Annotated in this window: 18 protein-coding genes; 10 read left to right on the forward strand and 8 right to left on the reverse strand. The window is 72.2% G+C overall.

Going from position 1 to position 22,848, the window contains the following annotated elements:
- Positions 1-526: 526 nt before the first annotated feature.
- Both IF89_RS0109795 and IF89_RS40695 read right to left on the reverse strand, forming a co-directional pair.
- Positions 527-1,921: an FtsW/RodA/SpoVE family cell cycle protein gene (locus IF89_RS0109795; protein WP_030764192.1), complete on the reverse strand. Its 1,395-nt coding sequence runs from the start codon at positions 1,919-1,921 to the stop codon at positions 527-529.
- 248 nt (positions 1,922-2,169) lie between these two features.
- Positions 2,170-2,625: a hypothetical protein gene (locus IF89_RS40695; protein ID WP_158717833.1), complete on the reverse strand. Its 456-nt coding sequence runs from the start codon at positions 2,623-2,625 to the stop codon at positions 2,170-2,172.
- Between the two features lie 259 nt (positions 2,626-2,884).
- Between IF89_RS40695 and groES the strand changes: the two genes are divergently transcribed.
- Both groES and groL read left to right on the forward strand, forming a co-directional pair.
- On the forward strand, positions 2,885-3,193 hold the full coding sequence (groES, locus tag IF89_RS0109805) for a co-chaperone GroES (RefSeq protein ID WP_030011064.1): 309 nt from the start codon (positions 2,885-2,887) through the stop codon (positions 3,191-3,193).
- A 111-nt stretch (positions 3,194-3,304) separates the two neighbouring features.
- Complete coding sequence (groL, locus tag IF89_RS0109810) at positions 3,305-4,933, forward strand: chaperonin GroEL (RefSeq protein ID WP_030764195.1); 1,629 nt, start codon at positions 3,305-3,307, stop codon at positions 4,931-4,933.
- A 91-nt stretch (positions 4,934-5,024) separates the two neighbouring features.
- Here groL and IF89_RS0109815 read toward each other — a convergent pair whose 3' ends face one another.
- The 3 genes from IF89_RS0109815 to IF89_RS0109825 all read right to left on the reverse strand — a co-directional run bounded on the left by IF89_RS0109815 (position 5,025) and on the right by IF89_RS0109825 (position 7,333).
- Positions 5,025-5,735, reverse strand: a complete 711-nt coding sequence (locus tag IF89_RS0109815) for an ester cyclase (RefSeq protein WP_030764197.1) — start codon at positions 5,733-5,735, stop codon at positions 5,025-5,027.
- Between the two features lie 106 nt (positions 5,736-5,841).
- Complete coding sequence (locus tag IF89_RS0109820) at positions 5,842-6,615, reverse strand: SDR family NAD(P)-dependent oxidoreductase (protein WP_030764201.1); 774 nt, start codon at positions 6,613-6,615, stop codon at positions 5,842-5,844.
- Between the two features lie 31 nt (positions 6,616-6,646).
- A complete protein-coding gene (locus tag IF89_RS0109825) occupies positions 6,647-7,333 on the reverse strand; it encodes an MOSC domain-containing protein (protein WP_030764202.1) in 687 nt (228 codons plus the stop codon).
- A gap of 88 nt (positions 7,334-7,421) precedes the next feature.
- Here IF89_RS0109825 and IF89_RS0109830 point away from each other — a divergent pair, with 88 nt between their 5' ends.
- Positions 7,422-8,321: a LysR family transcriptional regulator gene (locus tag IF89_RS0109830; RefSeq protein WP_030764204.1), complete on the forward strand. Its 900-nt coding sequence runs from the start codon at positions 7,422-7,424 to the stop codon at positions 8,319-8,321.
- Positions 8,322-8,436: 115 nt separating this feature from the next.
- Here IF89_RS0109830 and IF89_RS0109835 read toward each other — a convergent pair whose 3' ends face one another.
- Positions 8,437-8,763, reverse strand: coding sequence for a WhiB family transcriptional regulator (locus IF89_RS0109835; RefSeq protein ID WP_030027725.1), 327 nt, complete (start codon positions 8,761-8,763; stop codon positions 8,437-8,439).
- A gap of 389 nt (positions 8,764-9,152) precedes the next feature.
- Here IF89_RS0109835 and IF89_RS0109845 point away from each other — a divergent pair, with 389 nt between their 5' ends.
- The 4 genes from IF89_RS0109845 to IF89_RS0109860 all read left to right on the forward strand — a co-directional run bounded on the left by IF89_RS0109845 (position 9,153) and on the right by IF89_RS0109860 (position 13,646).
- Complete coding sequence (locus IF89_RS0109845; protein ID WP_003948568.1) at positions 9,153-9,764, forward strand: response regulator transcription factor; 612 nt, start codon at positions 9,153-9,155, stop codon at positions 9,762-9,764.
- A gap of 375 nt (positions 9,765-10,139) precedes the next feature.
- A complete protein-coding gene (locus tag IF89_RS0109850; RefSeq protein ID WP_030764206.1) occupies positions 10,140-10,769 on the forward strand; it encodes a sigma-70 family RNA polymerase sigma factor in 630 nt (209 codons plus the stop codon).
- A gap of 113 nt (positions 10,770-10,882) precedes the next feature.
- Positions 10,883-12,382, forward strand: a complete 1,500-nt coding sequence (gene guaB, locus IF89_RS0109855; protein WP_030764208.1) for an IMP dehydrogenase — start codon at positions 10,883-10,885, stop codon at positions 12,380-12,382.
- 139 nt (positions 12,383-12,521) lie between these two features.
- Complete coding sequence (locus IF89_RS0109860) at positions 12,522-13,646, forward strand: GuaB3 family IMP dehydrogenase-related protein (protein WP_030764210.1); 1,125 nt, start codon at positions 12,522-12,524, stop codon at positions 13,644-13,646.
- Positions 13,647-13,774: 128 nt separating this feature from the next.
- Here the strand turns inward: IF89_RS0109860 and IF89_RS0109865 are convergent, their stop codons facing one another.
- Both IF89_RS0109865 and IF89_RS0109870 read right to left on the reverse strand, forming a co-directional pair.
- Positions 13,775-14,245 (reverse strand): hypothetical protein, encoded by a 471-nt coding sequence (locus IF89_RS0109865; protein ID WP_030764212.1) that lies wholly within the window; start codon positions 14,243-14,245, stop codon positions 13,775-13,777.
- Between the two features lie 116 nt (positions 14,246-14,361).
- A complete protein-coding gene (locus IF89_RS0109870; RefSeq protein WP_030764214.1) occupies positions 14,362-15,591 on the reverse strand; it encodes a nucleotide sugar dehydrogenase in 1,230 nt (409 codons plus the stop codon).
- A gap of 226 nt (positions 15,592-15,817) precedes the next feature.
- Between IF89_RS0109870 and IF89_RS0109875 the strand changes: the two genes are divergently transcribed.
- The 3 genes from IF89_RS0109875 to IF89_RS0109885 all read left to right on the forward strand — a co-directional run bounded on the left by IF89_RS0109875 (position 15,818) and on the right by IF89_RS0109885 (position 22,815).
- A complete protein-coding gene (locus tag IF89_RS0109875) occupies positions 15,818-17,524 on the forward strand; it encodes a glycerol-3-phosphate dehydrogenase/oxidase (protein WP_030764216.1) in 1,707 nt (568 codons plus the stop codon).
- A gap of 539 nt (positions 17,525-18,063) precedes the next feature.
- Complete coding sequence (locus IF89_RS0109880) at positions 18,064-20,226, forward strand: protein kinase domain-containing protein (RefSeq protein WP_420706900.1); 2,163 nt, start codon at positions 18,064-18,066, stop codon at positions 20,224-20,226.
- Between the two features lie 78 nt (positions 20,227-20,304).
- Entirely contained in the window at positions 20,305-22,815 is a 2,511-nt protein-coding gene (locus IF89_RS0109885; protein WP_030764220.1) for a protein kinase, read from the forward strand.
- The last annotated feature ends 33 nt before the right edge of the window (positions 22,816-22,848 follow it).

Here is a 22,848-nt window from a genome sequence, read left to right on the forward strand (position 1 = left end):
AGCGCCCAACACACTGGGCGGCCTATGCCCCGCCCCGAACAACTTGTGGACGCGTGATCGAGGAGCGCTTGGGATCGATGGCGGCCTATGCCCAGCCCACGGGGCCTGCGGCCGCCGTCCGACAGGAGCGCGTAGCGATCGATGGCGGCTTATGCCCAGCCCACGGGGCTCGCAGCCGCCTACCCGCAGGAGCGCGTAGCGATCGGGGGCGCACCGGGCTACCGCCCGGCAGGACAAAGTGCACCACCCCCAATCGGGATCACCCGGCCCGTTCTTCTGGGGGGTTCCCGGCAGTCTTTCGGCTTTCCGGGACGGGGCGGTCGGTCAAGGGTGGCCGAAGGCCATCGCGAAGCGACGCGACCGCAGGGAGCGCCCTTGACGGACCGGCCCGGCACGGAAGGACGATGGGACTGACGGGAAACCCCCAGACCCTCCCCGACACCGCCCCACCGAAACACCGCCCACCCCCACCCCCGACCCCGTCCGCACCCCTGATCCCGCACTGCTCCCCGAAGCCCCCCGCCCCCTACGCCCCCACCGCCGGCGTGATCGTCGTTTCCGCCGGGCCTCGGGTGTCCGCCTCGCGTTGGCGTTCCGCGCTGTCGCTGATGCGGAGGAGGAGGGCGATCATGATCCAGTTGGCCAGGAGGGACGAGCCGCCCTTCGCCAGGAAGGGCAGGGCCTTGCCCGTGAGGGGGATCAGGCCCGTGACGCCGCCGGCGACCACGAAGACCTGGAGGGCCAGCGCCGAGGCCAGGCCCACGGCCAGCAGCTTGCCGAAGGGGTCGCGGGCGCCGAGTGCCATCCGCAGCCCGCGCTGTACGAGGAGCGCGTAGAGGATCAGTACGGCCATGACACCAGCGAGGCCGAGTTCCTCGCCCACGGTCGTCAGGATGAAGTCGCTGCGGCCGGCGAACTTGATCAGTTCCGGGTGCCCCAGGCCGAGGCCGGTCCCGGAGATGCCGCCGGTGCCGAAGCTGAACAGGGCCTGGGCGGACTGATCCGAGGTGACGCCGGGGGGCGGGGTGTCCCAGTAGATGGAGAGCGGATTCAGCCAGGCCGCCACCCGCGCCTTGACGTGCGGCTCGGTCGAGCCGACGACGAAGGCGCCCGCCGCGGCCATGAGCACGCCGCACACGATCCAGCTGGTGCGTTCGGTCGCGACGTACAGCATCACCACGAAGACGCCGAAGAAGATCAGCGACGTGCCCAGATCGCGCTCGAAGACCAGCACCAGCATCGAGAGGATCCACACCGTGATGAGGGGTCCGAGCTGGCGCATCGGCGGGAGCCGTATGCCGAGGAACCTCCGGCCGGTCAGGGCCAGCGAGTCGCGGTGGACGACCAGGTAGCCGGCGAAGAAGATCGCGATCATGATCTTCACGAACTCGCCCGGCTGGATCGAGAAGCCGAAGAGGATGATCCACCGCTTGGCGCCGTAGGTGTCCGCGCCGAAGAACGCCGGCGCGATGAGCAGGACCAGCGCCACGGCCATGGTGATGTAGATGAACCGCTGCAGCAGCCGGTGGTCGCGCAGCAGGGCCAGGACGGCGATGCAGGCGGCGACGCCGACCACCGTCCACAGGAGCTGGCCAGGGGCGTTGGCGTCCGCGTTCCACCGCTCGATGTAGCCCTGGTCGAGCCGGTGGATCAGTACCAGCCCCAGCCCGGTCAGCAGCATGGCGAGCGGGAGGACCAGCGGATCCGCGTAGGCGGCGAAGCGGCGCACTCCCAGGTGTCCCACCAGCGCCAGCAGCGTCATGGAGAGGGTGAAGTCGGCCAGGTTGGGTGGGAGCTCGCCGTTCATCGCGAGGCCGGCGGCGGCGTGCCCGAAGACGGCGATGACGAGGACGAGGACGAGGAGCAGCACCTCGGTGCGGCGGCGGGCGCCGGCCGCGGTCAGGGGCCTCAGCCCGCGCACGGGACGCCGCCGCCGTCCGTGCGGGCCGAGGAGGACGTCGCCCTCCCCGCCGACAAGGCCTGCGGGGAGGGCGGAGGCGACGGCGGCGGCGACGCCTCGCGCGCGCCCGGTGCGGAGCCGGCCGAACGGGTCGCGGCGCTGGGTGCGCCGGGGCTTGCGGAAGCCTTGAGTCCGATCTGCTCTGCAATGGGGCGCTTTATCTTCATATCAACTACGACGTCGATGTCCTCCCGGAGGTTCCTCGGTTCTCATGAAGCGCTCGACGGGGAGCGGCGGCGGGTCAGGGCGTCGCGGGTGGCCGCCGTCAGGGCCCATGCCGGGAAGGCGAAGGCGGTCAGGGCGATGCCGATGGGGGCGAGGGAGCTGAGCAGCTCCGTCTGTACGGCCCGGTCGGCCCCGGGGCCGTCGGCCCGGGCGGCCACCGGCGCCGGGGGCGGTTCGTCGAAGACGCCGTCGATCCTGATGCCCGGCAGGGTGAAGGATCCGTCGGCGGCGGTGAAGGACCCCCGGCACGTCGTCGTGCGGTCCCCGTCGGAATCGGGCTCACCCCACAGGCACCGCTCCGCGGTGAAGGTCCCGTCCACTCCCGTCAGCTGCGTGACGAGCCGCGGTACGGCCGCATGGCACATCCAGATGCCGACGGCGAGGCCGATGGCGATCGGGGCGGCGTGCACCCACCGCACCCCGGAGTTTGTCCTGGTCATGCACGGGACAGTAGTGATCCCGAACGGGTGCGCGGTAGGGGGTTTCCGGGGGCCGGGTCGGCCTCCGCGCAACGCCCGGTCGCGCGAAATTGGCACTCCGCTTGACCGAGTGCTAATCGCCGGAATAGTCTCGCACCTGGCACTCACCCCGGGTGAGTGCCAACACAGCGACAGGCAGGTCCGGCACCCGCGACGACGGATCGACCTGGTCGCCACCTCAGACAGTTAACCCCGGATCTCCGAAGGGGGAGGTCGGATCGTGACGACCGCCAGCTCCAAGGTTGCCATCAAGCCGCTTGAGGACCGCATCGTGGTCCAGCCGCTCGACGCCGAGCAGACCACGGCCTCCGGCCTGGTCATCCCGGACACCGCGAAGGAGAAGCCCCAGGAGGGCGTCGTCCTCGCGGTCGGTCCGGGTCGCTTCGAGGACGGCCAGCGTCTCCCGCTGGACGTCACCGTCGGCGACATCGTGCTGTACAGCAAGTACGGCGGCACCGAAGTGAAGTACAGCGGCGAGGAGTACCTCGTCCTCTCGGCTCGCGACGTCCTCGCGATCGTCGAGAAGTAATTTCGCTTCACAGCACTGCTTTGAGCTGCGCCCCTGGTCACCCCGCTGATTGCCGGGCGGCGAGGGGCGCAGCCCGTTAAACCGAGTTTTCGAGAGGGCTGAACCGCTCCCATGGCGAAGATCCTGAAGTTCGACGAGGACGCCCGTCGCGCCCTCGAGCGCGGCGTCAACAAGCTTGCCGACACGGTCAAGGTGACGATCGGCCCCAAGGGCCGCAACGTCGTCATCGACAAGAAGTTCGGCGCCCCCACCATCACCAACGACGGTGTCACCATCGCCCGCGAGGTCGAGCTGGACGACCCGTACGAGAACCTGGGCGCGCAGCTCGTGAAGGAGGTGGCGACCAAGACCAACGACATCGCGGGTGACGGCACCACCACCGCCACCGTGCTGGCCCAGGCCCTGGTCCGCGAGGGTTTGCGCAACGTCGCCGCCGGCGCGTCCCCGGCCGCCCTGAAGAAGGGCATCGACGCCGCGGTCAAGGCCGTGTCCGAGGAGCTCCTCGCGACCGCCCGCCCGATCGAGGACAAGTCCGACATCGCCGCCGTCGCCGCGCTCTCCGCGCAGGACGCCCAGGTCGGCGAGCTCATCGCCGAGGCGATGGACAAGGTCGGCAAGGACGGTGTCATCACCGTCGAGGAGTCCAACACCTTCGGCCTGGAGCTGGAGTTCACCGAGGGCATGGCCTTCGACAAGGGCTACCTCTCCCCGTACATGGTCTCCGACCAGGAGCGTATGGAGGCCGTCCTCGACGACCCGTACATCCTGATCAACCAGGGCAAGATCTCCTCCATCCAGGACCTCCTGCCGCTGCTGGAGAAGGTCATCCAGGCGGGTGGCTCCAAGCCGCTGCTGATCATCGCCGAGGACGTCGAGGGCGAGGCGCTCTCCACCCTCGTCGTCAACAAGATCCGCGGCACCTTCAACGCGGTGGCCGTCAAGGCCCCCGGCTTCGGTGACCGCCGCAAGGCGATGCTGCAGGACATGGCCACCCTCACCGGTGCCACCGTCATCGCCGAGGAGGTCGGCCTCAAGCTCGACCAGGCCGGTCTGGACGTGCTGGGCTCCGCCCGCCGCGTGACCATCACCAAGGACGACACCACCATCGTCGACGGCGCGGGCAGCTCCGACGAGGTCCTCGGCCGCGTGAACCAGATCAAGGCCGAGATCGAGGCCACGGACTCCGACTGGGACCGCGAGAAGCTGCAGGAGCGCCTGGCGAAGCTCGCCGGCGGCGTCTGCGTCATCAAGGTCGGCGCCGCCACCGAGGTGGAGCTCAAGGAGAAGAAGCACCGTCTCGAGGACGCCATCTCCGCGACCCGCGCCGCGGTCGAGGAGGGCATCGTCTCCGGCGGTGGCTCCGCGCTCGTCCACGCCGTCAAGGTCCTGGAGGGCAACCTCGGCCTGTCGGGCGACGAGGCCACCGGTGTCGCGGTCGTGCGCCGCGCCGCCGTCGAGCCGCTGCGCTGGATCGCCGAGAACGCGGGCCTCGAGGGCTACGTCATCACCTCGAAGGTCTCCGAGCTCGACAAGGGCCAGGGCTTCAACGCCGCCTCCGGCGAGTACGGCGACCTGGTCAAGGCCGGCGTCATCGACCCGGTGAAGGTCACCCGCTCCGCGCTGGAGAACGCCGCCTCCATCGCCTCCCTGCTGCTCACGACCGAGACCCTGGTCGTCGAGAAGCCGGCGGAGGACGAGGGCGACGCCGGTCACGGCCACGGTCACGGCCACAGCCACTGACCCGCTCCACGTCGAAGGCCCCGCTCCGCAGTCGCGGAGCGGGGCCTTCCCGTGTGCGGCCTTCCCGTGTGCGGCCTTCCCGTGTGCGGCCTCAGCCTCCGTAGGGCGTTCCGGACCCGCCCATCTGGCGCTGCAGCGCTCCCGGGTTGTAGTGCCACCAGCCTTCGATGATCTCTCCGCCCTGGCACCGGAAGGTCGTGCTCCCGGACATCTCGTACGTCTTCCCGGTCGGTGCGACCCCCATGAAGTCCCCCTTGTGGGTGCCGCGCCAGTTCCACACCGTCGTGACCATGTCGCCCTCGGCGACCTGGGCGACCGGCTCGAAGGTCATGTCGAAGGCCGCGCGCCACGTCTCCATGTCGCGGCGCATGGCCTCGCGTCCGACGACGGTGGGCTCCTCCTTGCTGACGTCGTGGTCGATGTAGTTCGTCGCGAAGCACTCGTCGAGGACGGACATGTCACCGCCCGCGGCGGCCTCCTGGAGCACCCGGCTGCAGAGCTGCTTGTTGAGGTGTTCGTCGCGGACCACGTCGAGGTTCATGAAGGTCGGCATGCCCTCGCAGAGGGCCACCATCTCCTGGAACATCCGGTCCGTCTCGGGAAGCTGAGAGTTCTTCATCGCCTCCTCGTACGAGGCGAATTCCACCATGTCCACGTAGTGGTTCCGGGCCTCGCGGTCCTGGCCGATCATCGTGTGCGTGGCGGTGCGCCTGCCGCTGCTCTGCTGGGCCCAGCGGTCGATGAGCGCGTTCATCTCATCGAACCGCGTGGTCTCGTAATCGATCACCTGTACGAATGTCATCGCGTCGCCTCCCGCCTGAGATGGGACATGTCCAGTTTAGGGAGAACTGACCCGTTCGGCGGTTCCGGGCGGGTTCCGGCGGACGCTCGCCGCCGGGCCACGAGGGCTACTGCGGCCCGTACTTGCGTCCCGTGCGCGAGGACACCCCGCCCAGCAGCCCGCGCGGCGTCAGCTTCACCACACCCATCAGCGCCTTGTAGCGCGGATCCGGGACCGAGACCGTCTTCCCGCGTCCCAGGTCGGCCAGGGCCGCCGCCACCAGCTTGTCGGCGTCCAGCCACATCCAGCCCGGGATGTTGTCCGTGCCCATCCCGGCGCGCTGGTGGAACTCCGTGCGCACGAAACCGGGGCACAGCGCCATCAGCCGGACGCCGGAACCCGCCAGGTCCCGCGCCGCACCCTGCGTGAACTGCACGACCCAGGCCTTGCTGGCCCCGTACGTACCCCGCGGTACGAAGGCGGCCACCGAGGCCACGTTGATCACGCCGCCGCGGCCGCGCGAGCGCATCGACTCCGAGGCCGCCGAGGTCAGCCGCAGTACGGCCTCGACGTGCACCTTCAGCATGGTCAGCTCGTCGGCCATCGAGACTTCGAGGTAGCGGCCCTTGTTGCCGAAGCCCGCGTTGTTGACCAGCAGGTCGACCGGGTGCGTACGGTCGCCGAGGCGTTTCTCGACCGCCGCGATGCCGTCCTCGGTGGCGAGGTCCGCGGCCAGGACCTCGGCCTCGATGCCGTGCAGGTCGTGCAGTTCCGTGGCCTGCTCACCGAGCCGCTTGGTGTCGCGCGCCACCAGCACGAGGTTGTGCCCCTGGGCGGCCAGCCGCCGGGCGAATGCGGCGCCGATGCCCGCCGTGGATCCCGTAATCAACGCAGTCGTCATAGGCGCAACCTAGCCGCCCCGGACGACAGCGCTACCGCGCCCCGGCCCCCGCCCCGTACTTCTCCACGTACTGGCGGACGGTCTCGTGCGCCCGCGGCTCCATTGCCGAGCCCGCGGCCAGGGTGCGCGGCAGCAGGGCCCGCTCGGTGGTGAAGGCGCGGAACCACAGCTCCACCGTCACGTCGTGGTCCGGCCGGTGGATGATCTCGATGGGGTCGCCGGGGGACACCGAACCCTCCTGGAGCACCCGCAGGTACGCTCCCGGCCGGGCCTGCCGGGTGAACCGCCGGACCCAGCCGGCCTCTCCCAGCACGCCCTGGAAGGTGCGGCACGGGATACGGGCCGAGGCCACTTCGAGGACGAGGTCCGCGCCGACCCGCCAGCGGTCGCCGAGCCGTGCGGTGTTCAGGTCGATGCCGGAGGTGGTGAAGTTCTCGCCGAAGAGCCCGCCGGGCAGTTCGCGGCCGAGCTCCCGCTCCCACAGGTCCAGGTCCTCGCGGGCGTACGCGTAGACGGCCTGGTGGTCCCCGCCGTGGTGGCGCCGGTCGCCGACGGTGTCGCCCTCCAGGCCGCTGCCGAGGCCCGTGGCCCTGTCGCCGGGGGCGGCGACGCGGACCGGACCGACGACGGGGCGCTTGGCGATGCCCGTCACCCCGCTCTCCGCGTCGGTGTGCTCGGAAGGGGTCGCGGTGCCGACGTTCACGGAGATCAGATGCATGGGGCCCATGGGCACAGGTTATCCGCGCGTCTCCAAGGCGTCACGAGGGTATTCGCGCGGCGATGAAAGCGGGCCTTATGCTCGGAGGGTGATCGAGGCACGTCATCTCCGGGTCCTGCGCGCCGTCGCCGGGACCGGGTCCTTCTCCGCCGCCGCACGCGAACTCGGCTGCACCCAGCCCGCCGTCTCCCAGCAGATGAAGGCGCTGGAGCAGTCGGCCGGCACCCCGCTGCTCATCCGCACCGGCCGCGAGATGCGGCTGACCCAGGCCGGCGAGGCCCTGGTCCGGCATGCCGCCGGGATCCTGGCCGGGCTGACCGCCGCCGAGGAGGAGGTCGCGGCCATCGCCGGCCTGCGCGCGGGCCGGGTGCGGCTGGTGTCCTTCCCCAGCGGCAGCTCCACCCTGGTGCCGACCGCGCTCGCCGCGATGCGCGCCGAGCACCCGGGCACCCGTATCTCGCTGGTCGAGGCCGAACCGCCGCGGTCGGTGGAGATGCTGCGCGAGGGCGACTGCGATCTCGCGCTGGCCTTCCGCTACGGCGGGGCCGCCGGGTCGGCGGCCGAGTGGGACGACCTGGTGGTGCGGCCGCTGCTGACCGACCGGCTCGTGGGGCTGGTTCCCGACGGGCACGCACTGGCCGGGGCGGAGCGCGTGGGCATGGCGGACCTGGCCGGCGAGCCGTGGATCGCGGGCTGTCCCCGCTGCCGCCGGCATCTGGTGGAGGTGTGCGAGGACGCGGGCTTCACCCCCCGGATCGACTTCGCCACCGACGACTACCCGGCGGTGGTCGGCCTGGTGGGCGCCGGACTGGGCGTCGCGGTGCTGCCGGAGCTCGCCGTGGAGTCCGTACGGGCCAAGGGCGTCAGCACGGTCGCCGTGGAGCCGGCCGTCGAGCGGGAGGTCGTGGCGCTGACCCTGCCCGACCTGGCGCGGGTCCCGGCGGTGGCCGCGACGCTGGCGGAGCTGGAGCGGGCGGCCACGCGCTGACCGTACGCGCGGGGGCGTGCGTACGGCCGAACGCGTGGAACCGGGGCCGGGCGGCGGCGCGCCCGGGCGGGCGGATGGTGCGGAGGAAACGTTCCTTCCGTCGTTTCGTCGGCTCTCAGTGCGGCGCGATCGGTCCGATCGCACTCGACGCGGGGATCAGGCGGTGCCGGGCGCGGCCCATCAGTTCCTCGCGCTCGTCCTCGGTGAGGCCGCCCCACACCCCGTAGGGCTCGCGGACGGCGAGTGCGTGCGCGGCGCATTCCGAACGAACCGGGCATCGCATGCAGACCTCTTTAGCCGAGGCCTCGCGCGCACTCCTGGCCGCGCCCCGCTCGCCCTCCGGGTGGAAGAAGAGGGAGCTGTCGACCCCGCGGCAGGCGGCTAGCAGCTGCCAGTCCCAGAGGTCGGCGTTCGGTCCGGGGAGGCGGGAGAAATCTGCCATTGGTAGTCCTCTTGGTGCCGGTACTGAGGCGGATACGGTCCATGTCTCCAAGGGTCTCCACACCTACTGTCGGAGTAGATGTAAATATGACTCATTGGGAATCTAGCCTCAGACACGTGCCAAACGGAAGGAAAGCCGCCAAATAGGGCATAGATCCAGATGGAGGACAGGCGGCTCGCGCCTCCACCGCCGTGTTCGCTTCCTCACGTAGAGTGCCGAAGGTGTCCGTCCGACCCGTAACTCTTTCGAGTGACCATCGTTGAGAGTGCGAAGGCGGTTGAACCAATGAGTTCTCGGACAGTTGTCCGGGAGCATCGACCGCACAGGTGACGATACGTACCAGCCTGGAGGCTCAAGGTGACGCGCATCAGCAGCTGCGGAGGGCGGTCATGACATCCGTCCTCGTCTGCGACGACTCCCCGCTTGCCCGAGAGGCGCTCCGTCGCGCGGTTGCCACCGTGCCCGGCGTCGAGCGTGTGACGACGGCTGCCAACGGCGAGGAAGTCCTCCGCCGCTGGGGTGCCGACCGCTCCGACCTGATCCTGATGGATGTACGGATGCCCGGGCTCGGCGGTGTGGAGACGGTCCGCCGCCTCCTCTCGGCCGACCCCGGCGCCCGCATCATCATGCTGACGGTCGCCGAGGACCTGGACGGCGTGGCCCTCGCGGTCGCCGCCGGCGCCCGCGGCTACCTGCACAAGGACGCCTCGCGCGCCGAGCTGCGCGCCACGGTCACCCAGGCGCTCGCCGACCCGACCTGGCGCCTGGCCCCCCGCCGGCTGCGCTCCGCCGAGATGGGCGCCGCGCCCACCCTCACCGCGCGCGAGATCCAGGTGCTGGAGGGCATGAGCCACGGCCGGTCCAACGCGGAGATCGGGCGCGAGCTCTTCCTCTCGGAGGACACGGTCAAGACGCACGCCCGCCGGCTGTTCAAGAAGCTCGGCGCATCCGACCGCGCCCACGCCGTGGCGCTCGGCTTCCGCTGGGGTCTGGTCCGCTGACCCGCAGCGGCCGGGCCCCGCCCGGACCGCCGCAGACCGCGGATCGTCGAGAGCGGTCCCGTCCGCCACCGGTGGACGGGGCGGCGCGCCGCTCTTGCCGTCGCCCGGCACCTCGCGGGCACCTCTTCTCGTCGCGGTGGCCCCGTCCCGCCGTACCCGGTGCGCACCCGGGGGTTGGCGGGGCACAATCCGGGGGACGTCTCGCTTCGTGCGCGATGCCGCATCCTTGAGGGTGTGGAGTCTCTCGGGGACTATTCGGCCGAGCGGGAGGGGAGGGCGCAGATGCAGAGCTCCGGCGCACCCGCTCATAACGCTTCGACGCACAACAAGGGCCGCGGTGCCGCGGACGCTCCGGCGTCAAGGCACCATGGACGGATGCGCGACGACGAGGCCCTGGGGTCCCCCGCGGCCACAGGCCCCACCGGCGCCGCCGGAGGCGGCGGTGCCGGGGGCGTCAGCGCGCTCGTACGCCGGGCCGTGGAGGGGGACGAGCAGGCAACGCACGACCTGCTCGCCTTCGTGCACCCCCTCGCGATCCGCTACTGCCGCACCCGGCTGTCACGGCTCCCTGGTGACGCCCGCCACTTCGTGGAGGACCTGGCGCAGGAGGTCTGCGTCGCCGTTCTGATGGCGCTGCCGCGCTACCGGGACACCGGTCGGCCCTTCGAGGCCTTCGTCTTCGCCATCGCCGCGCACAAGGTCGCCGACCTGCAGCGGGCCGCCATGAGGCACCCGGGCAGCACCGCCGTGCCGTCGGACGAGATGCCCGAGCGGCCGGACGACTCGCTGGGCCCGGAGGAGCGCGCGCTGCTGAGCAGCGACGCCGCCTGGGCCAAGAAGCTGCTGGCGAACCTCCCGGAGAACCAGCGCGAACTCCTCGTCCTGCGGGTGGCCGTCGGACTGACCGCGGAGGAGACCGGGCAGATGCTCGGGATGTCCCCCGGGGCGGTCCGTGTGGCCCAGCACCGCGCGCTCAGCCGGCTCCGCGCACTCGCCGAGCAGTAGGCGCAGTCGTAGGAAACGACGAAACTTCCGGTTGACCTTGGTCGTGGAATGAGACGCGTCGGGATCCCGTTAGCATGGACGTCCGCGCTGAGCAAGACCATTGGGAAGGTGTCATGACCGCCGACGGAGTGCCCGACAAATTCGCCACGCTCGGACTGACCTACGACGACGTGCTGCTGCTGCCGGGCGCGTCGGACATGGCACCGGACGACATCGACACCTCCTCCCTCATCTCCCGCAACGTGCGCGTGAACATCCCGCTGCTGTCGGCGGCCATGGACAAGGTCACCGAGGCCCGCATGGCCATCGCGATGGCCCGCCAGGGCGGCGTGGGCGTGCTGCACCGCAACCTCTCCATCGCCGACCAGGCGAACCAGGTCGATCTCGTCAAGCGCTCCGAGTCCGGCATGGTCACCGACCCGATCACGGTGCACCCGGACGCGACGCTGCGCGAGGCCGACGAGCTCTGCGCGAAGTTCCGCATCTCCGGCGTGCCGGTCACCGACCCGGCGGGCAAGCTCCTCGGCATCGTCACCAACCGCGACATGGCCTTCGAGTCCGACCGCAGCCGCCAGGTGCGCGAGGTCATGACCCCGATGCCGCTGGTCACGGGCAAGGTCGGCATCTCCGGCGTGGACGCCATGGAGCTGCTGCGCCGCCACAAGATCGAGAAGCTGCCGCTGGTGGACGACGCGGGCGTCCTCAAGGGCCTCATCACGGTCAAGGACTTCGTCAAGGCCGAGAAGTACCCGAACGCCGCCAAGGACAAGGACGGCCGCCTCCTCGTCGGCGCGGCCGTCGGCGTCGCCGGTGACGCGTACGAGCGGGCCCAGGCCCTGATCGAGGCGGGCGCCGACTTCATCGTCGTCGACACCGCGCACGGCCACTCCCGCCTCGTCGGTGACATGGTCGCCAAGATCAAGTCGAACGCGACGGTCGACGTCATCGGCGGCAACGTCGCCACCCGCGACGGCGCCCAGGCCCTGATCGACGCCGGCTGCGACGGCATCAAGGTCGGCGTCGGCCCCGGGTCCATCTGCACCACCCGCGTCGTCGCCGGCATCGGCGTCCCGCAGGTCACCGCCATCTACGAGGCCTCCCTCGCCGCGAAGGCGGCCGGCGTCCCGGTCATCGGTGACGGCGGTCTGCAGTACTCGGGCGACATCGCCAAGGCCCTCGTCGCGGGCGCCGACACGGTGATGCTCGGCTCGCTGCTCGCGGGCTGCGAGGAGTCCCCGGGCGAACTGCTCTTCATCAACGGCAAGCAGTTCAAGTCCTACCGCGGCATGGGCTCGCTCGGCGCGATGCAGTCCCGCGGCGACCAGCGCTCCTTCTCCAAGGACCGCTACTTCCAGGAGGGCGTGGGCGGCGACGACAAGCTCATCCCCGAGGGCATCGAGGGCCAGGTGCCCTACCGCGGTCCGCTGGCCGCGGTCGTCCACCAGCTCGTCGGCGGCCTGCGCCAGTCGATGTTCTACGTGGGCGGGCGCACCGTGCCGGAGCTCCAGGCGAACGGCCGCTTCGTGCGCATCACCTCGGCGGGCCTCAAGGAGAGCCACCCGCACGACATCCAGATGACGGTGGAAGCGCCGAACTACTCCCGCAAGGGCTGAGCAGGCAGACGTACGAGGGGCGGGCCCGGGCCACCGGGTCCGCCCCTCGCGCATGACGTCCGTACAGCGGTCACCGGAACGCGGCCCGCCGGGGTTCGGGGATACTGGACGGGCAGACCCAGAGGAAAGGCCACCACACGTGACTGAGATCGAGATCGGGCGCGGCAAGCGCGGCCGCAGGGCGTACGCGTTCGACGACATCGCCATCGTCCCGAGCCGGCGTACCCGGGACCCGAAGGAGGTCTCGATCGCCTGGCAGATCGACGCGTACCGCTTCGAGCTCCCCTTCCTGGCCGCCCCCATGGACTCGGTCGTCTCCCCGCAGACCGCGATCCGCATCGGCGAGCTCGGCGGCCTGGGCGTGCTGAACCTCGAAGGCCTGTGGACCCGTTACGAGGACCCGCAGCCGCTGCTCGACGAGATCACGGAGCTGGACGAGGAGTCGGCCACCCGCCGCCTGCAGGAGATCTACTCCGCGCCGATCCAGGCCGACCTGATCCGCCGGCGGATCAAGGAGGTCCGCGACTCCGGCGTCGTCACCGCCGCCGCCCTGTCCCCGCAGCGCACCGCCGAGTTCTCCAAGGCGGTCGTCGACGCGGGCGTGGACATCTTCGTCATCCGCGGCACCACGGTCTCCGCCGAGCACGTGTCGGGTGCGGCCGAGCCGCTGAACCTGAAGCAGTTCATCTACGAGCTCGACGTCCCGGTCATCGTCGGCGGCTGCGCCACCTACACCGCGGCCCTGCACCTGATGCGCACCGGAGCGGCGGGCGTGCTCGTCGGCTTCGGCGGCGGCGCCGCGCACACCACCCGCAACGTGCTGGGCATCCAGGTCCCGATGGCGACCGCCGTCGCGGACGTCGCCGCGGCCCGCCGCGACTACATGGACGAGTCCGGCGGCCGCTACGTGCACGTCATCGCCGACGGTGGCGTGGGCTGGTCCGGCGACATCCCGAAGGCCGTGGCCTGCGGCGCCGACGCCGTGATGATGGGCTCCCCGCTGGCCCGCGCCACGGACGCGCCCGGCAGGGGCAACCACTGGGGCATGGAGGCCGTCCACGAGGACGTGCCGCGCGGCAAGAAGGTCGACCTCGGCACCGTCGGCACCACCGAGGAGATCCTGACCGGTCCCTCGCACAGCCCGGACGGGGCGATGAACATCTTCGGCGCGCTGCGCCGCTCGATGGCCACCACCGGCTACAGCGAGCTGAAGGAGTTCCAGCGCGTCGAGGTCACCGTCGCGGACTCCCAGCACCGCCGCTGACGGTTCCCACGCGCACGCCGGAGGGCCGGCACCCCGCTCGGGGTGCCGGCCCTCCGGCGTTCGGCGCAGTCGTGGCCGCTGCGGTCCCGCCGTGCCTGTTCAGCGCCCCGGCGCGGCGGGGCGAGGTGTCAGTCGGTGGACTTGCGGGCCGTCTGGAAGGCCGCGTACGCGCCGATCCCGTAGAAGAGGAGCGAGATCGGGTCGATGTTGTCCACGTAGAACTGGTTCAGCTTCACGAGGTCGGTGGTGAGCAGTTCGGAGACCGGGATCCCCTGGTGCTCGGACACGGCGAGGGCGACGTCCAGGAGGTAGCCGACGTAGACGCCGGCGACGGTGAGCGCGGCGCTCAGGACCGGCAGGAGCGGGTTGCGGCCGCCGATGCGGACGGCGACGAGGGCGACCGCGAGGCCGACGCCGGCGGCCAGGTAGCCGATCTGGAACGAGATCGCGTTCATGATGCCGCCGTAGACGGCGCCCGTGACCAGGGCGGTGCCGGCCGCCGCGAGGATGGCCAGGCCGGTGTTGCCGCCGCGGGCCGGGGCCGGGGCGGCGACCGGGGAGTAGGAGTCGGGCGCGGGCGGCGTGTGCTGCTGGCTCATCGGAAGGATCCCCCCAGGGATGTGGTCGCACGTCCGGCCATCGGGCGTAAGTGCGAGATAAGTGACGCCGCAGGCTAGCAGGCGGGTCGGACATCGGCAGGGGGGATTTCCGGCGGTCAGAGGCGGTGGGCGGAGCCGACCGGGCTGGCGCCGCGGGTGTCCAGGAGCAGCTGGGCCTTCACCGCGAGGGCCTGCATGTCGTAGGTGCGGTGGTGCTGGAGCAGGATGGTCAGGTCGGCGTTGGCGGCGGCCTCGTAGAGGGACTCCGCGCGGGGGACCGGCTGCTCGCGGACGCGCCAGCCGGTGAGGTACGGGTCGTGGTAGCTGATCAGTGCCCCGAGGTCGATGAGGCGACTGGCGATCTCCCCGGCCGGGGAGCCCTCCTGGTCGGCGAGGTCCGGCTTGTACGTGACGCCGAGCAGCAGGACGCGGGCCCCGCGGGCGGACTTGCCGTGCTCGTTCAGCAAGGTGGCGGAGCGCTGGATGACGTACTGCGGCATCCGGTCGTTGATCTCCTGCGCCAGGCCCACCATGCGCAGCGGGTGACCGGGGGTGCGCGTGGTGTGCGGGAGGTAGTTCGGGTCGAGGGGGACGCCGTGGCCGCCGACGCCGGGGCCGGGGCGGAAGGCCTGGAAGCCGTACGGCTTGGTCTCGGCGCAGCGGATGACGTCCCACAGGTCGACGCCGAGGTCGTGGCAGAGCACGGCCATCTCGTTCATCAGGGCGATGTTCACGTGCCGGTAGTTGGTTTCCAGGAGCTGCACCGTCTCGGCCTCGCGCAGGCCGCGCGCGCGGACCACCTTCTCGGTGAGGCGGGCGTAGAAGGCGTGCGCGGACTCGGTGCAGGCGGGGGTGAGGCCGCCGATGACCTTGGGGGTGTTGGCGATCCCGTGCGTGCGGTTGCCGGGGTCGAGGCGGCTGGGGGAGTAGGCCAGGTGGAAGTCCCGGCCGGCGCGGAGTCCGGAGCCCTCCTCCAGGATCGGCCGCAGGTAGTCCTCGGTGACGCCGGGGTGGACGGCGGATTCGAGGATCACCGTGGTGTGCGGGCGCAGCCGGGCGGCGAGTGCGCGCCCCGCCCCGCCGACGGCGGAGAGGTCCAGCGCGCGGTCGGCGCCGAGCCGGGTGGGGGCGCAGATGACGGCCGTGCGGACCCGGCCCAGCTCGGCGGGGTTGGTGGTGACCCGGAAGCCGGCCGCCGACATGCGGCGGATCTCGGCAGCGGAGAGAGTGGAGTCCGTGGCCGGACCGCTGTCGTAGCCGACCGTCTCGATTCCGGCGGCGACGGCCGCCTGCGCGAGCGGGAGGCCGAGGTGGCCCAGTCCGATGACGGCGAGGTCTGCGGGCATGGGGATGCCGTCCCTTCCCTGGCGTGAGGGGGTGCCGCGCGAGTCCTCCGAGGACAGGGGAGCTGGCGCAATGTCAGACTAGGCTTATATATGACAGATATGTCGCATTCCGGAGTGAACGCCACCGTTGTGTTGTCCACAGGCGGTGGCTGATGTGGATGCGGAAGGTCAGAATCGAGAGACGGGGGCATGTGAGCGGGATCACCCGCACCAACGGGAGGCAGCCGTGAGGACAGCGACACTGGGGCCGGAGCAGCGAGCCGTGGCCTTCACCCGGATGGCCGAGCGCGAGCTGGACGTGCTGGTCGTGGGTGCGGGCGTGGTCGGTGCCGGCACCGCGCTCGATGCCGTGACGAGAGGCCTGTCCACCGGCCTGGTGGAGGCCCGGGACTGGGCCTCGGGCACCTCCAGCCGGTCCAGCAAGCTCATCCACGGCGGCCTGCGCTATCTGGAGATGCTCGACTTCGCCCTGGTGCGGGAAGCGCTGAAGGAGCGCGGGCTGCTGCTGGAGCGCCTCGCCCCGCACCTGGTGAAGCCGGTGCCCTTCCTGTACCCCTTGCAGCACAAGGGCTGGGAGCGGCTCTACGCCGGTGCGGGCGTCGCGATGTACGACGCGATGTCCGTCTCCAGCGGGCACGGCCGGGGCCTGCCGATCCACCGGCACCTCTCGCGCTCGCGGGCCCTGCGGGTCGCCCCGGCGCTGCGCAAGGACGCCCTGGTGGGCGCCCTGCAGTACTACGACGCCCAGATGGACGACGCGCGCTTCGTCACCGCGCTCGTGCGGACGGCCGCGGCGTACGGGGCGCACTGCGCCAATCGGGCGAGGGTCGTCGGTTTCCTGCGTGAGGGCGAGCGGGTGGTCGGCGCGCGCGTGCGGGACGTGGAGGGCGGCGTCGAGTACGACATCCGCGCGAAGCAGGTCGTGAACGCCACGGGGGTGTGGACGGACGACACGCAGGCGCTGATCGGTGAGCGCGGGCAGTTCCACGTCCGGGCCTCCAAGGGCATCCACCTGGTCGTGCCGAAGGACCGCATCCACTCGACCACGGGACTGATCCTGCGGACCGAGAAGTCGGTGCTGTTCGTCATCCCCTGGGGGCGGCACTGGATCGTGGGGACCACGGACACCGACTGGGACCTGCACAAGGCGCACCCGGCGGCGTCCAGCGCGGACATCGACTACCTGCTGGACCATGTGAACTCGGTGCTGGCGGTGCCCCTCACGCGGGACGACGTCCAGGGTGTGTACGCGGGCCTGCGGCCGCTGCTGGCCGGTGAGTCGGACGCGACGAGCAAGCTGTCGCGCGAGCACACGGTGGCGCATCCGGTGCCGGGGCTCGTGGTCGTCGCGGGCGGCAAGTACACGACGTACCGGGTCATGGCGAAGGACGCGGTCGACGAGGCGGTGCACGGGCTGGACCAGCGGGTGGCGCCGTGCGTGACGGAGGACGTGCCGCTGGTGGGGGCCGAGGGGTACCGGGCCCTGTGGAACGCGCGGGCGAGGATCGCGGCCCGGACGGGGCTTCATGTGGTGCGGGTGGAACACCTGTTGAACCGGTACGGGACGCTCACGGAGGAACTGCTGGAGCTGATCGCGGCCGATCCGGAGCTGGGCAGGGCATTGACCGGCGCGGACGACTACCTGCGGGCGGAAGTCGTCTACGCGGCCTCCCACGAGGGGGCGCGGCACCTGGACGACGTCCTGACCCGGCGGACGCGGATCTCGATCGAGACCTTCGACCGGGGGACGCGGTCGGCGCGCGAGTGCGCGGAGTTGATGGCGCCGGTGCTGGGGTGGGACAAGCAGCAGATCGAGAAGGAAGTGGAGCACTACGAGAAGCGGGTCCAGGCGGAACGGGAATCACAGCGGCAGCCTGACGACCAGACGGCGGACGCGGCGCGGCTGGGGGCGCCCGACATCGTTCCGTTGTAACTCCGGGATCCGGGAGGCGGAACCGCAGACCCGGGGGGTCCGTCCGTTGCGGAGTGAGGAACAATGATGGCTCTGCCGGGGCGGGTTACCGTGGGCCCCGGCCGCCGGGTCGCTCAGCCGCTGGGGCGGGCGGAGCAGCGGCACGATCGCAGAGGGGACGCATGTCGAAGCCGGAGCACACCGAGTCACCTGCCGGGGCGCCTGCGGCGAAGCTTGACGATGGCGCCTCTGCGGGGTCGCCTGCCGGGTCGCCTGCGGCGAAGCCCGCTGATGTTTCCGTGCCCGCGGCAAGGACCGCCGCCGACGCGGAGACTGACGGGGCGAAGCCCGCGGCTGCCGGGCCGCCTGCGGCGGAGCCGGATGTCGAGGCTGAGCCCGAGTCTGCGGCGGAGCCCGAGGATGCGAAGCCTGAGGCTGTGAAGCCGGGAGTGGGCGAGGCCGTGCCTGCGGCGGAGTCGGACGTTGAGGCGGAGCCCGCGGCTGCGGCGGAGCCGGAGGACGCGAAGCCTACGGCTGCGGAGCCGGGGCCGGGCAAGGCCGTGTCCGCGGCGGAGCCCGAGGACGCGAAGCCTGCGGTGAAGAAGGTGGGGCTGGGCAAGGCCGTGCCTGCCGGGGAGAAGCCTGCGGCCGACAGGGCGCGGCCCGGCAACGGCGCGGCCGCGGCGGAGCCCGGGGAGGCGAAGCCGGGGGCGTCCAAGGGGGGCGTCGGGGCGACCGGGGCGAACCCCGTCGTCGAGAAGGCCGATGCCATGGCTGCCGCCGTGAAGGCCGCCGCCGCCAAGGCGGCCGGGGACGGGCAGGACGAAGGACGGCTGCTGGCCGGGCGGTACCGGCTGAACGCCGTGCTCGGCAAGGGCGGCATGGGTACCGTCTGGCGGGCCCAGGACGAGACCCTGGGCCGCACCGTCGCCGTCAAGGAACTCCGTTTCAGCAGCGGCGTCGACGACGACGAGAAGCGCCGCCTCATCACCCGTACGCTCCGCGAGGCCAAGGCCATCGCCCGTATCCGCAGCGGCGGAGCCGTCACCGTCTACGACGTCGTCGACGAGGACGCCCGCCCCTGGATCGTCATGGAGCTCATCGAGGGGCCCTCCCTGGCCGAGTTCATCCGGGAGAACGGCCCCCTCACCCCGCACCGCGCCGCCGAGGTCGGCCTCGCCGTGCTCGACGTCCTGCGCGCCGCGCACGGCCAGGGCATCCTGCACCGCGACGTCAAGCCCTCCAACGTGCTCATCGCCGGCAACGGCCGCGTCGTCCTCACCGACTTCGGCATCGCGCAGGTCGAGGGCGACCCCTCCGTCACCTCCACCGGCATGCTCGTCGGCGCGCCCTCCTACATCTCGCCCGAGCGTGCCCGCGGCCAGAAGCCCGGTCCGCCCGCCGACCTGTGGTCGCTCGGCGGCCTCCTGTACGCCTCCGTCGAGGGGGTGCCCCCGTACGACAAGGGCTCCGCCCTCGCCACGCTCACCGCGGTGATGACCGAGCCGGTCGACCCGCCGAAGAACGCGGGCCCGCTCACCGAGGTCATCTACGGTCTGCTCGCCAAGGACCCGGCCCGCCGTCTCGACGAGGCGCGCGCCCGCCAGATGCTCACCGCGGTCCTCGCGGCGCCCGAGCCCGCACCGGTCCCCGCGCCCGCGGTCGCCGAGGAGACCCGGCAGATCTCGCTGGCGGACGCCAGGCAGGCCGCGGAGCAGGCCACCGCCGAGAAGGCGGCCGAGAAGGCGGCCAAGAAGGAACGGGAGCGCCGCGAACGGGAGCAGCGCGAGCGCGCCCGCGCCGCGCTGAAGGCCGCGCGCAAGGCGGCGACGGCCACCCCGGCCGCCGCTGCCACGGCGACGGCCTCGGCCGCGGAAGCGCCCAAGGGCCGTCCCGCGTCCGTCGTCGCGCCGCTCACGGACGTCATGCCGCGCCGCACCATCGCGCTCGCGGTGGTCGCCGTGATCGCGGTCCTGGCGGTGGTCGGCTCGCTGATCGCGTACGCCGTCAGCGGTGACGACAAGGACCCCAAGGACGAGGGCAAGGGCGGCACGCCCACCCCGGCCGCGTCCGCCCCGCAGGCATCGGGCGGCGCCGACCAGGCTTCCCCGAAGCCCTCGGGGAACACCGGCGGAGCGGGTACGGGCGACTCCGCGGGCACCGGTACCGACGCGGGCGCCGGCGGCCAGGGCCAGCAGACCCCGCCTGCCGGCCAGGGCCAGGGCCAGGGCCAAGGTGCCACGACCGGCGGAGTCGGCGGAGCGCTCCCCGCCGGCTACGCGCTCATCACGGAGCCCGGGTTCCACTTCTCGATGGCGATGCCCGAGGGCTTCAAGCGGACGGGCACCGCCGGTGAGAACTCCGGCGGGATATTCAGCCGCGACGGTGGTTTCCCGCGCATCCAGGTCGACTACAACAGCAAGCCGACCGACGACGCCGCCCTCGCCTGGAGCAAGCTGGCTCTCTCCGTGGGTCCGAGCAGCAAGGGCTACCGGCAGATCCGCATCGACAAGGCGGAGTACCGCGGCTACCCGACCGTCGCCGACTGGGAGTTCGAGCGCGAGCAGGGCGGGACGAAGATTCGCGTACTGAACCGCGGGTTCAAGATCGACGCCACGCACGGCTACGCCATCATGATCAGCTGCCCCGCCGACCAGTGGGACGGCCCCGAGTGCACCCAGATGCGCGACGTCGCGTTCCAGACCTTCCAGCCTCTCGGCTGACCCCGGGACGCAGGTGCCCCTGTCGACGTATCGTGTCGACAGGGCCCTGGGAGGCCCGCCGCACTCGGGGGAGGCGATGTGGAGGAGTACGCGGGCCGGATCCTGGCCGGCCGCTACCGCCTGCCGCTGCCGCCGTCCGACGATTGCGAACTGGTCGAGACCCGGGCGTTCGACACGCGCAGCGGACAGGAAGTGCTGGTACGGCAGGTGCCGTTGCCGGAGGTCGTGGACGCCGAGCTGGTCGACGGGCCGCTGGCGGTCCCGGCGGCGCGCCGCGCTCCGGCCGACCTGCCGGCCGTGCGGCGCGCGATCGAGGCGGCGCAGGCCGCGGCCTCGATTCCCGACCACCCCCGGCTGGACCAGGTCTTCGACGTCTTCGCCGAGGGCGAGTCACTGTGGATAGTGAGCGAACTGGTCCCGGCCAGACCGCTGGCCGCGCTGCTCGCCGAACAACCCCTCAGCCCCTACCGGGCGGCCGAGGTGGCGTCGGACGTGCTCACCGCGCTGCGGGCGCTGCACGCGCACGGCTGGACCCACCGGAACATCACCGTGCGGACGGTGCTGGTGTGCGAGGACGGCCGGGTCGTGCTGACCGGCCTGGCGGCCGGCGCCGCGGAGGAGGCCCTCTGCGGCTACGACCCCGTCCCCCGCAGTGCCGACTCCGGTCCCGACGAGGGCTGGGGCGCGCCCCCCGGCCCCGCTCCGTCACCGCCCCCCGTACCGACCCCCGCGGCGCCGGCCGCACCCCGTCCGGCCGAACCGTCCGGCGCGCGCGCCGACAGCGGGTACGCACCGCTCGTGGCCCCCGGCTACGACACCGGTCCGCGCTACAACGACCACATCTCCCCCCGTCGTCCGCAGGACGGCGCCGACGTGCAGGCCGCCGCGCGCGCCGGAGTCGTCGCCGCGTACCGGGCCGGGGCGCGGGCGGCCGCCGCCCGGGTCACCGAGCAGCGCAGGGCCGCGGACGACGCCGGTGCTCCGCCCGAGTCCAGGCCTTCGGGCTCGACCCTCCCGCAGGGGTACTCGTACCCGTACGGCGGCCCGGAGGCCCGCGCCGCAGGGGCCTGGCACGGCGCGACCCCGCGCCTCCCGGTGCTGCCGCCGCCCGCCCAGGAGCCGGGGCCCGACCAGCAGCGCGAGCCCGGCCCCGGACCCGAGGCCCTGCCCGCGCCCGGCCAGGAGCCGCCGTACGCACCTGTGCCCGCGCCCGGTCAGCAGCCGCCGTACGTGCCCGAGGCCGACCCCGGCCGGAAGCCGCCGTACGCGCCCGCACCGCAGGCAGCGCCCGTCCTGCCCGCGCAGCTCGCCCTGCCGCAGGGCTACCGGCAGGCCGAGACCCCGGGACTCCCGGCCCCCGGCGGCCGGCAGCCGGACCCGCAGCGGCCGCCCCGGGCCGCCTCGTGGACCGGGCTCGACGCCGAGCGGGCCCGGCACACGCGCATGGCCGTGGTCGGCGCGATCACCGAGCGGTGGGCCCCCGAACAGGCCGGGCCCGTCCACGGGCACTGGCAGTTGGCGGCGCCCGTCGGACCCGCCACCGACCTCTGGGCGCTCGGCGCGCTGCTGTACCGCGCCGTGCAGGGACACGCCCCGTACCCGGAGGACAGCGTCACCGAGCTCGTCGAGATGGTCTGCGCCGAGCCGCCCGCCTTCGCGGAGGAGTGTGGTGCGCTCCGCCCGGTCGTGGAGTCCCTGCTCCGGCAGGACCCCACCGAGCGGCCCGACTTCGAGGAACTGCGCGGCTGGCTGCGCTCGCTCGTACGGTCCGCCCCCGAGCCGGACGCCGGGCTCGGCATGCTCCCGATGGCGGAGCCGGATCCCGCGCGGCTGCCCGTCGTACGCCGCCGCGGCGAGGTCCACGGCCGGCACCGCAATCCCACGGCCGCCCGCAAGCCGCGGGCGCTCGGCCGCACCCTGCTCCTCGGCATCCTGCTCCTCCTCGCCGGGGCCGTCGCGTACGCGATGCTGTTCATGCCCCGGGCCGGTGTCCCGCAGGAGCAGGACGGTTCCGGGGAGACCACCGCACACGCGTCGCCGAGGCCCAGCCCCTCCCAGGTCCCCACCGGAACGCCCGAGTCCAGGCCGGCGCCCCAGACCACCGGGCCCGCCGCCTCGCAGCCCGCCCCCGCGCCGGCCCCGCCCGGCTACACCACCCAGCAGGACCCGGAGCACTTCGAGATCGCCGTCCCCGAGAACTGGGAGCGCCGCGGCATCAACGAGGCGGGTCAGGTGCGGTACACCGACGGGTCGTTCGTGCTCACCGTGGTCCCCGGCCGCGACAAGGTCGAGGGCAATCCCGACCCGGCCGCGTACCAGAAGGACAGGGAGCCGGAGCTGACGCCGTACCGGACCTCGACCTGGTCGACCGTCGGGGACGTGAAGACGACCCGGGTCGGGCAGCAACTGCGGGCCACAGGACGCTACACGTGGATCGACGGCACCGGTCGCAGCGTCTTCGCCCGCAACTTCGTCGTCGCGCTGGGCGGCAGCTACCACGTCGTCATGGTCACCGGTCCGGAGGACGAACAGAGCAAGGTCACCGAAGTCTTCGAGAAGGCCACGGCGAGTTACAAGGCGGGCGGATGAGCGGATATTGACGACTGATCAGTACGGCGATTG

The organism is Streptomyces sp. NRRL F-2664 (assembly GCF_000719345.1).
Lineage (GTDB): Bacteria > Actinomycetota > Actinomycetes > Streptomycetales > Streptomycetaceae > Streptomyces.

Bases quoted from the DNA above. Each gene is read 5' to 3' on its own strand.
- IF89_RS40695 (WP_158717833.1), bottom strand. From the start codon at position 2,625: ATGACCAGGACAAACTCCGGGGTGCGGTGGGTGCACGCCGCCCCGATC.
- groL (WP_030764195.1), top strand. From the start codon at position 3,305: ATGGCGAAGATCCTGAAGTTCGACGAGGACGCCCGTCGCGCCCTCGAG.
- IF89_RS0109815 (WP_030764197.1), bottom strand. From the start codon at position 5,735: ATGACATTCGTACAGGTGATCGATTACGAGACCACGCGGTTCGATGAG.
- IF89_RS0109820 (WP_030764201.1), bottom strand. From the start codon at position 6,615: ATGACGACTGCGTTGATTACGGGATCCACGGCGGGCATCGGCGCCGCA.
- IF89_RS0109825 (WP_030764202.1), bottom strand. From the start codon at position 7,333: ATGCATCTGATCTCCGTGAACGTCGGCACCGCGACCCCTTCCGAGCAC.
- IF89_RS0109835 (WP_030027725.1), bottom strand. From the start codon at position 8,763: ATGGCAGATTTCTCCCGCCTCCCCGGACCGAACGCCGACCTCTGGGAC.
- IF89_RS0109845 (WP_003948568.1), top strand. From the start codon at position 9,153: ATGACATCCGTCCTCGTCTGCGACGACTCCCCGCTTGCCCGAGAGGCG.
- IF89_RS0109850 (WP_030764206.1), top strand. From the start codon at position 10,140: ATGCGCGACGACGAGGCCCTGGGGTCCCCCGCGGCCACAGGCCCCACC.
- guaB (WP_030764208.1), top strand. From the start codon at position 10,883: ATGACCGCCGACGGAGTGCCCGACAAATTCGCCACGCTCGGACTGACC.
- IF89_RS0109865 (WP_030764212.1), bottom strand. From the start codon at position 14,245: ATGAGCCAGCAGCACACGCCGCCCGCGCCCGACTCCTACTCCCCGGTC.
- IF89_RS0109870 (WP_030764214.1), bottom strand. From the start codon at position 15,591: ATGCCCGCAGACCTCGCCGTCATCGGACTGGGCCACCTCGGCCTCCCG.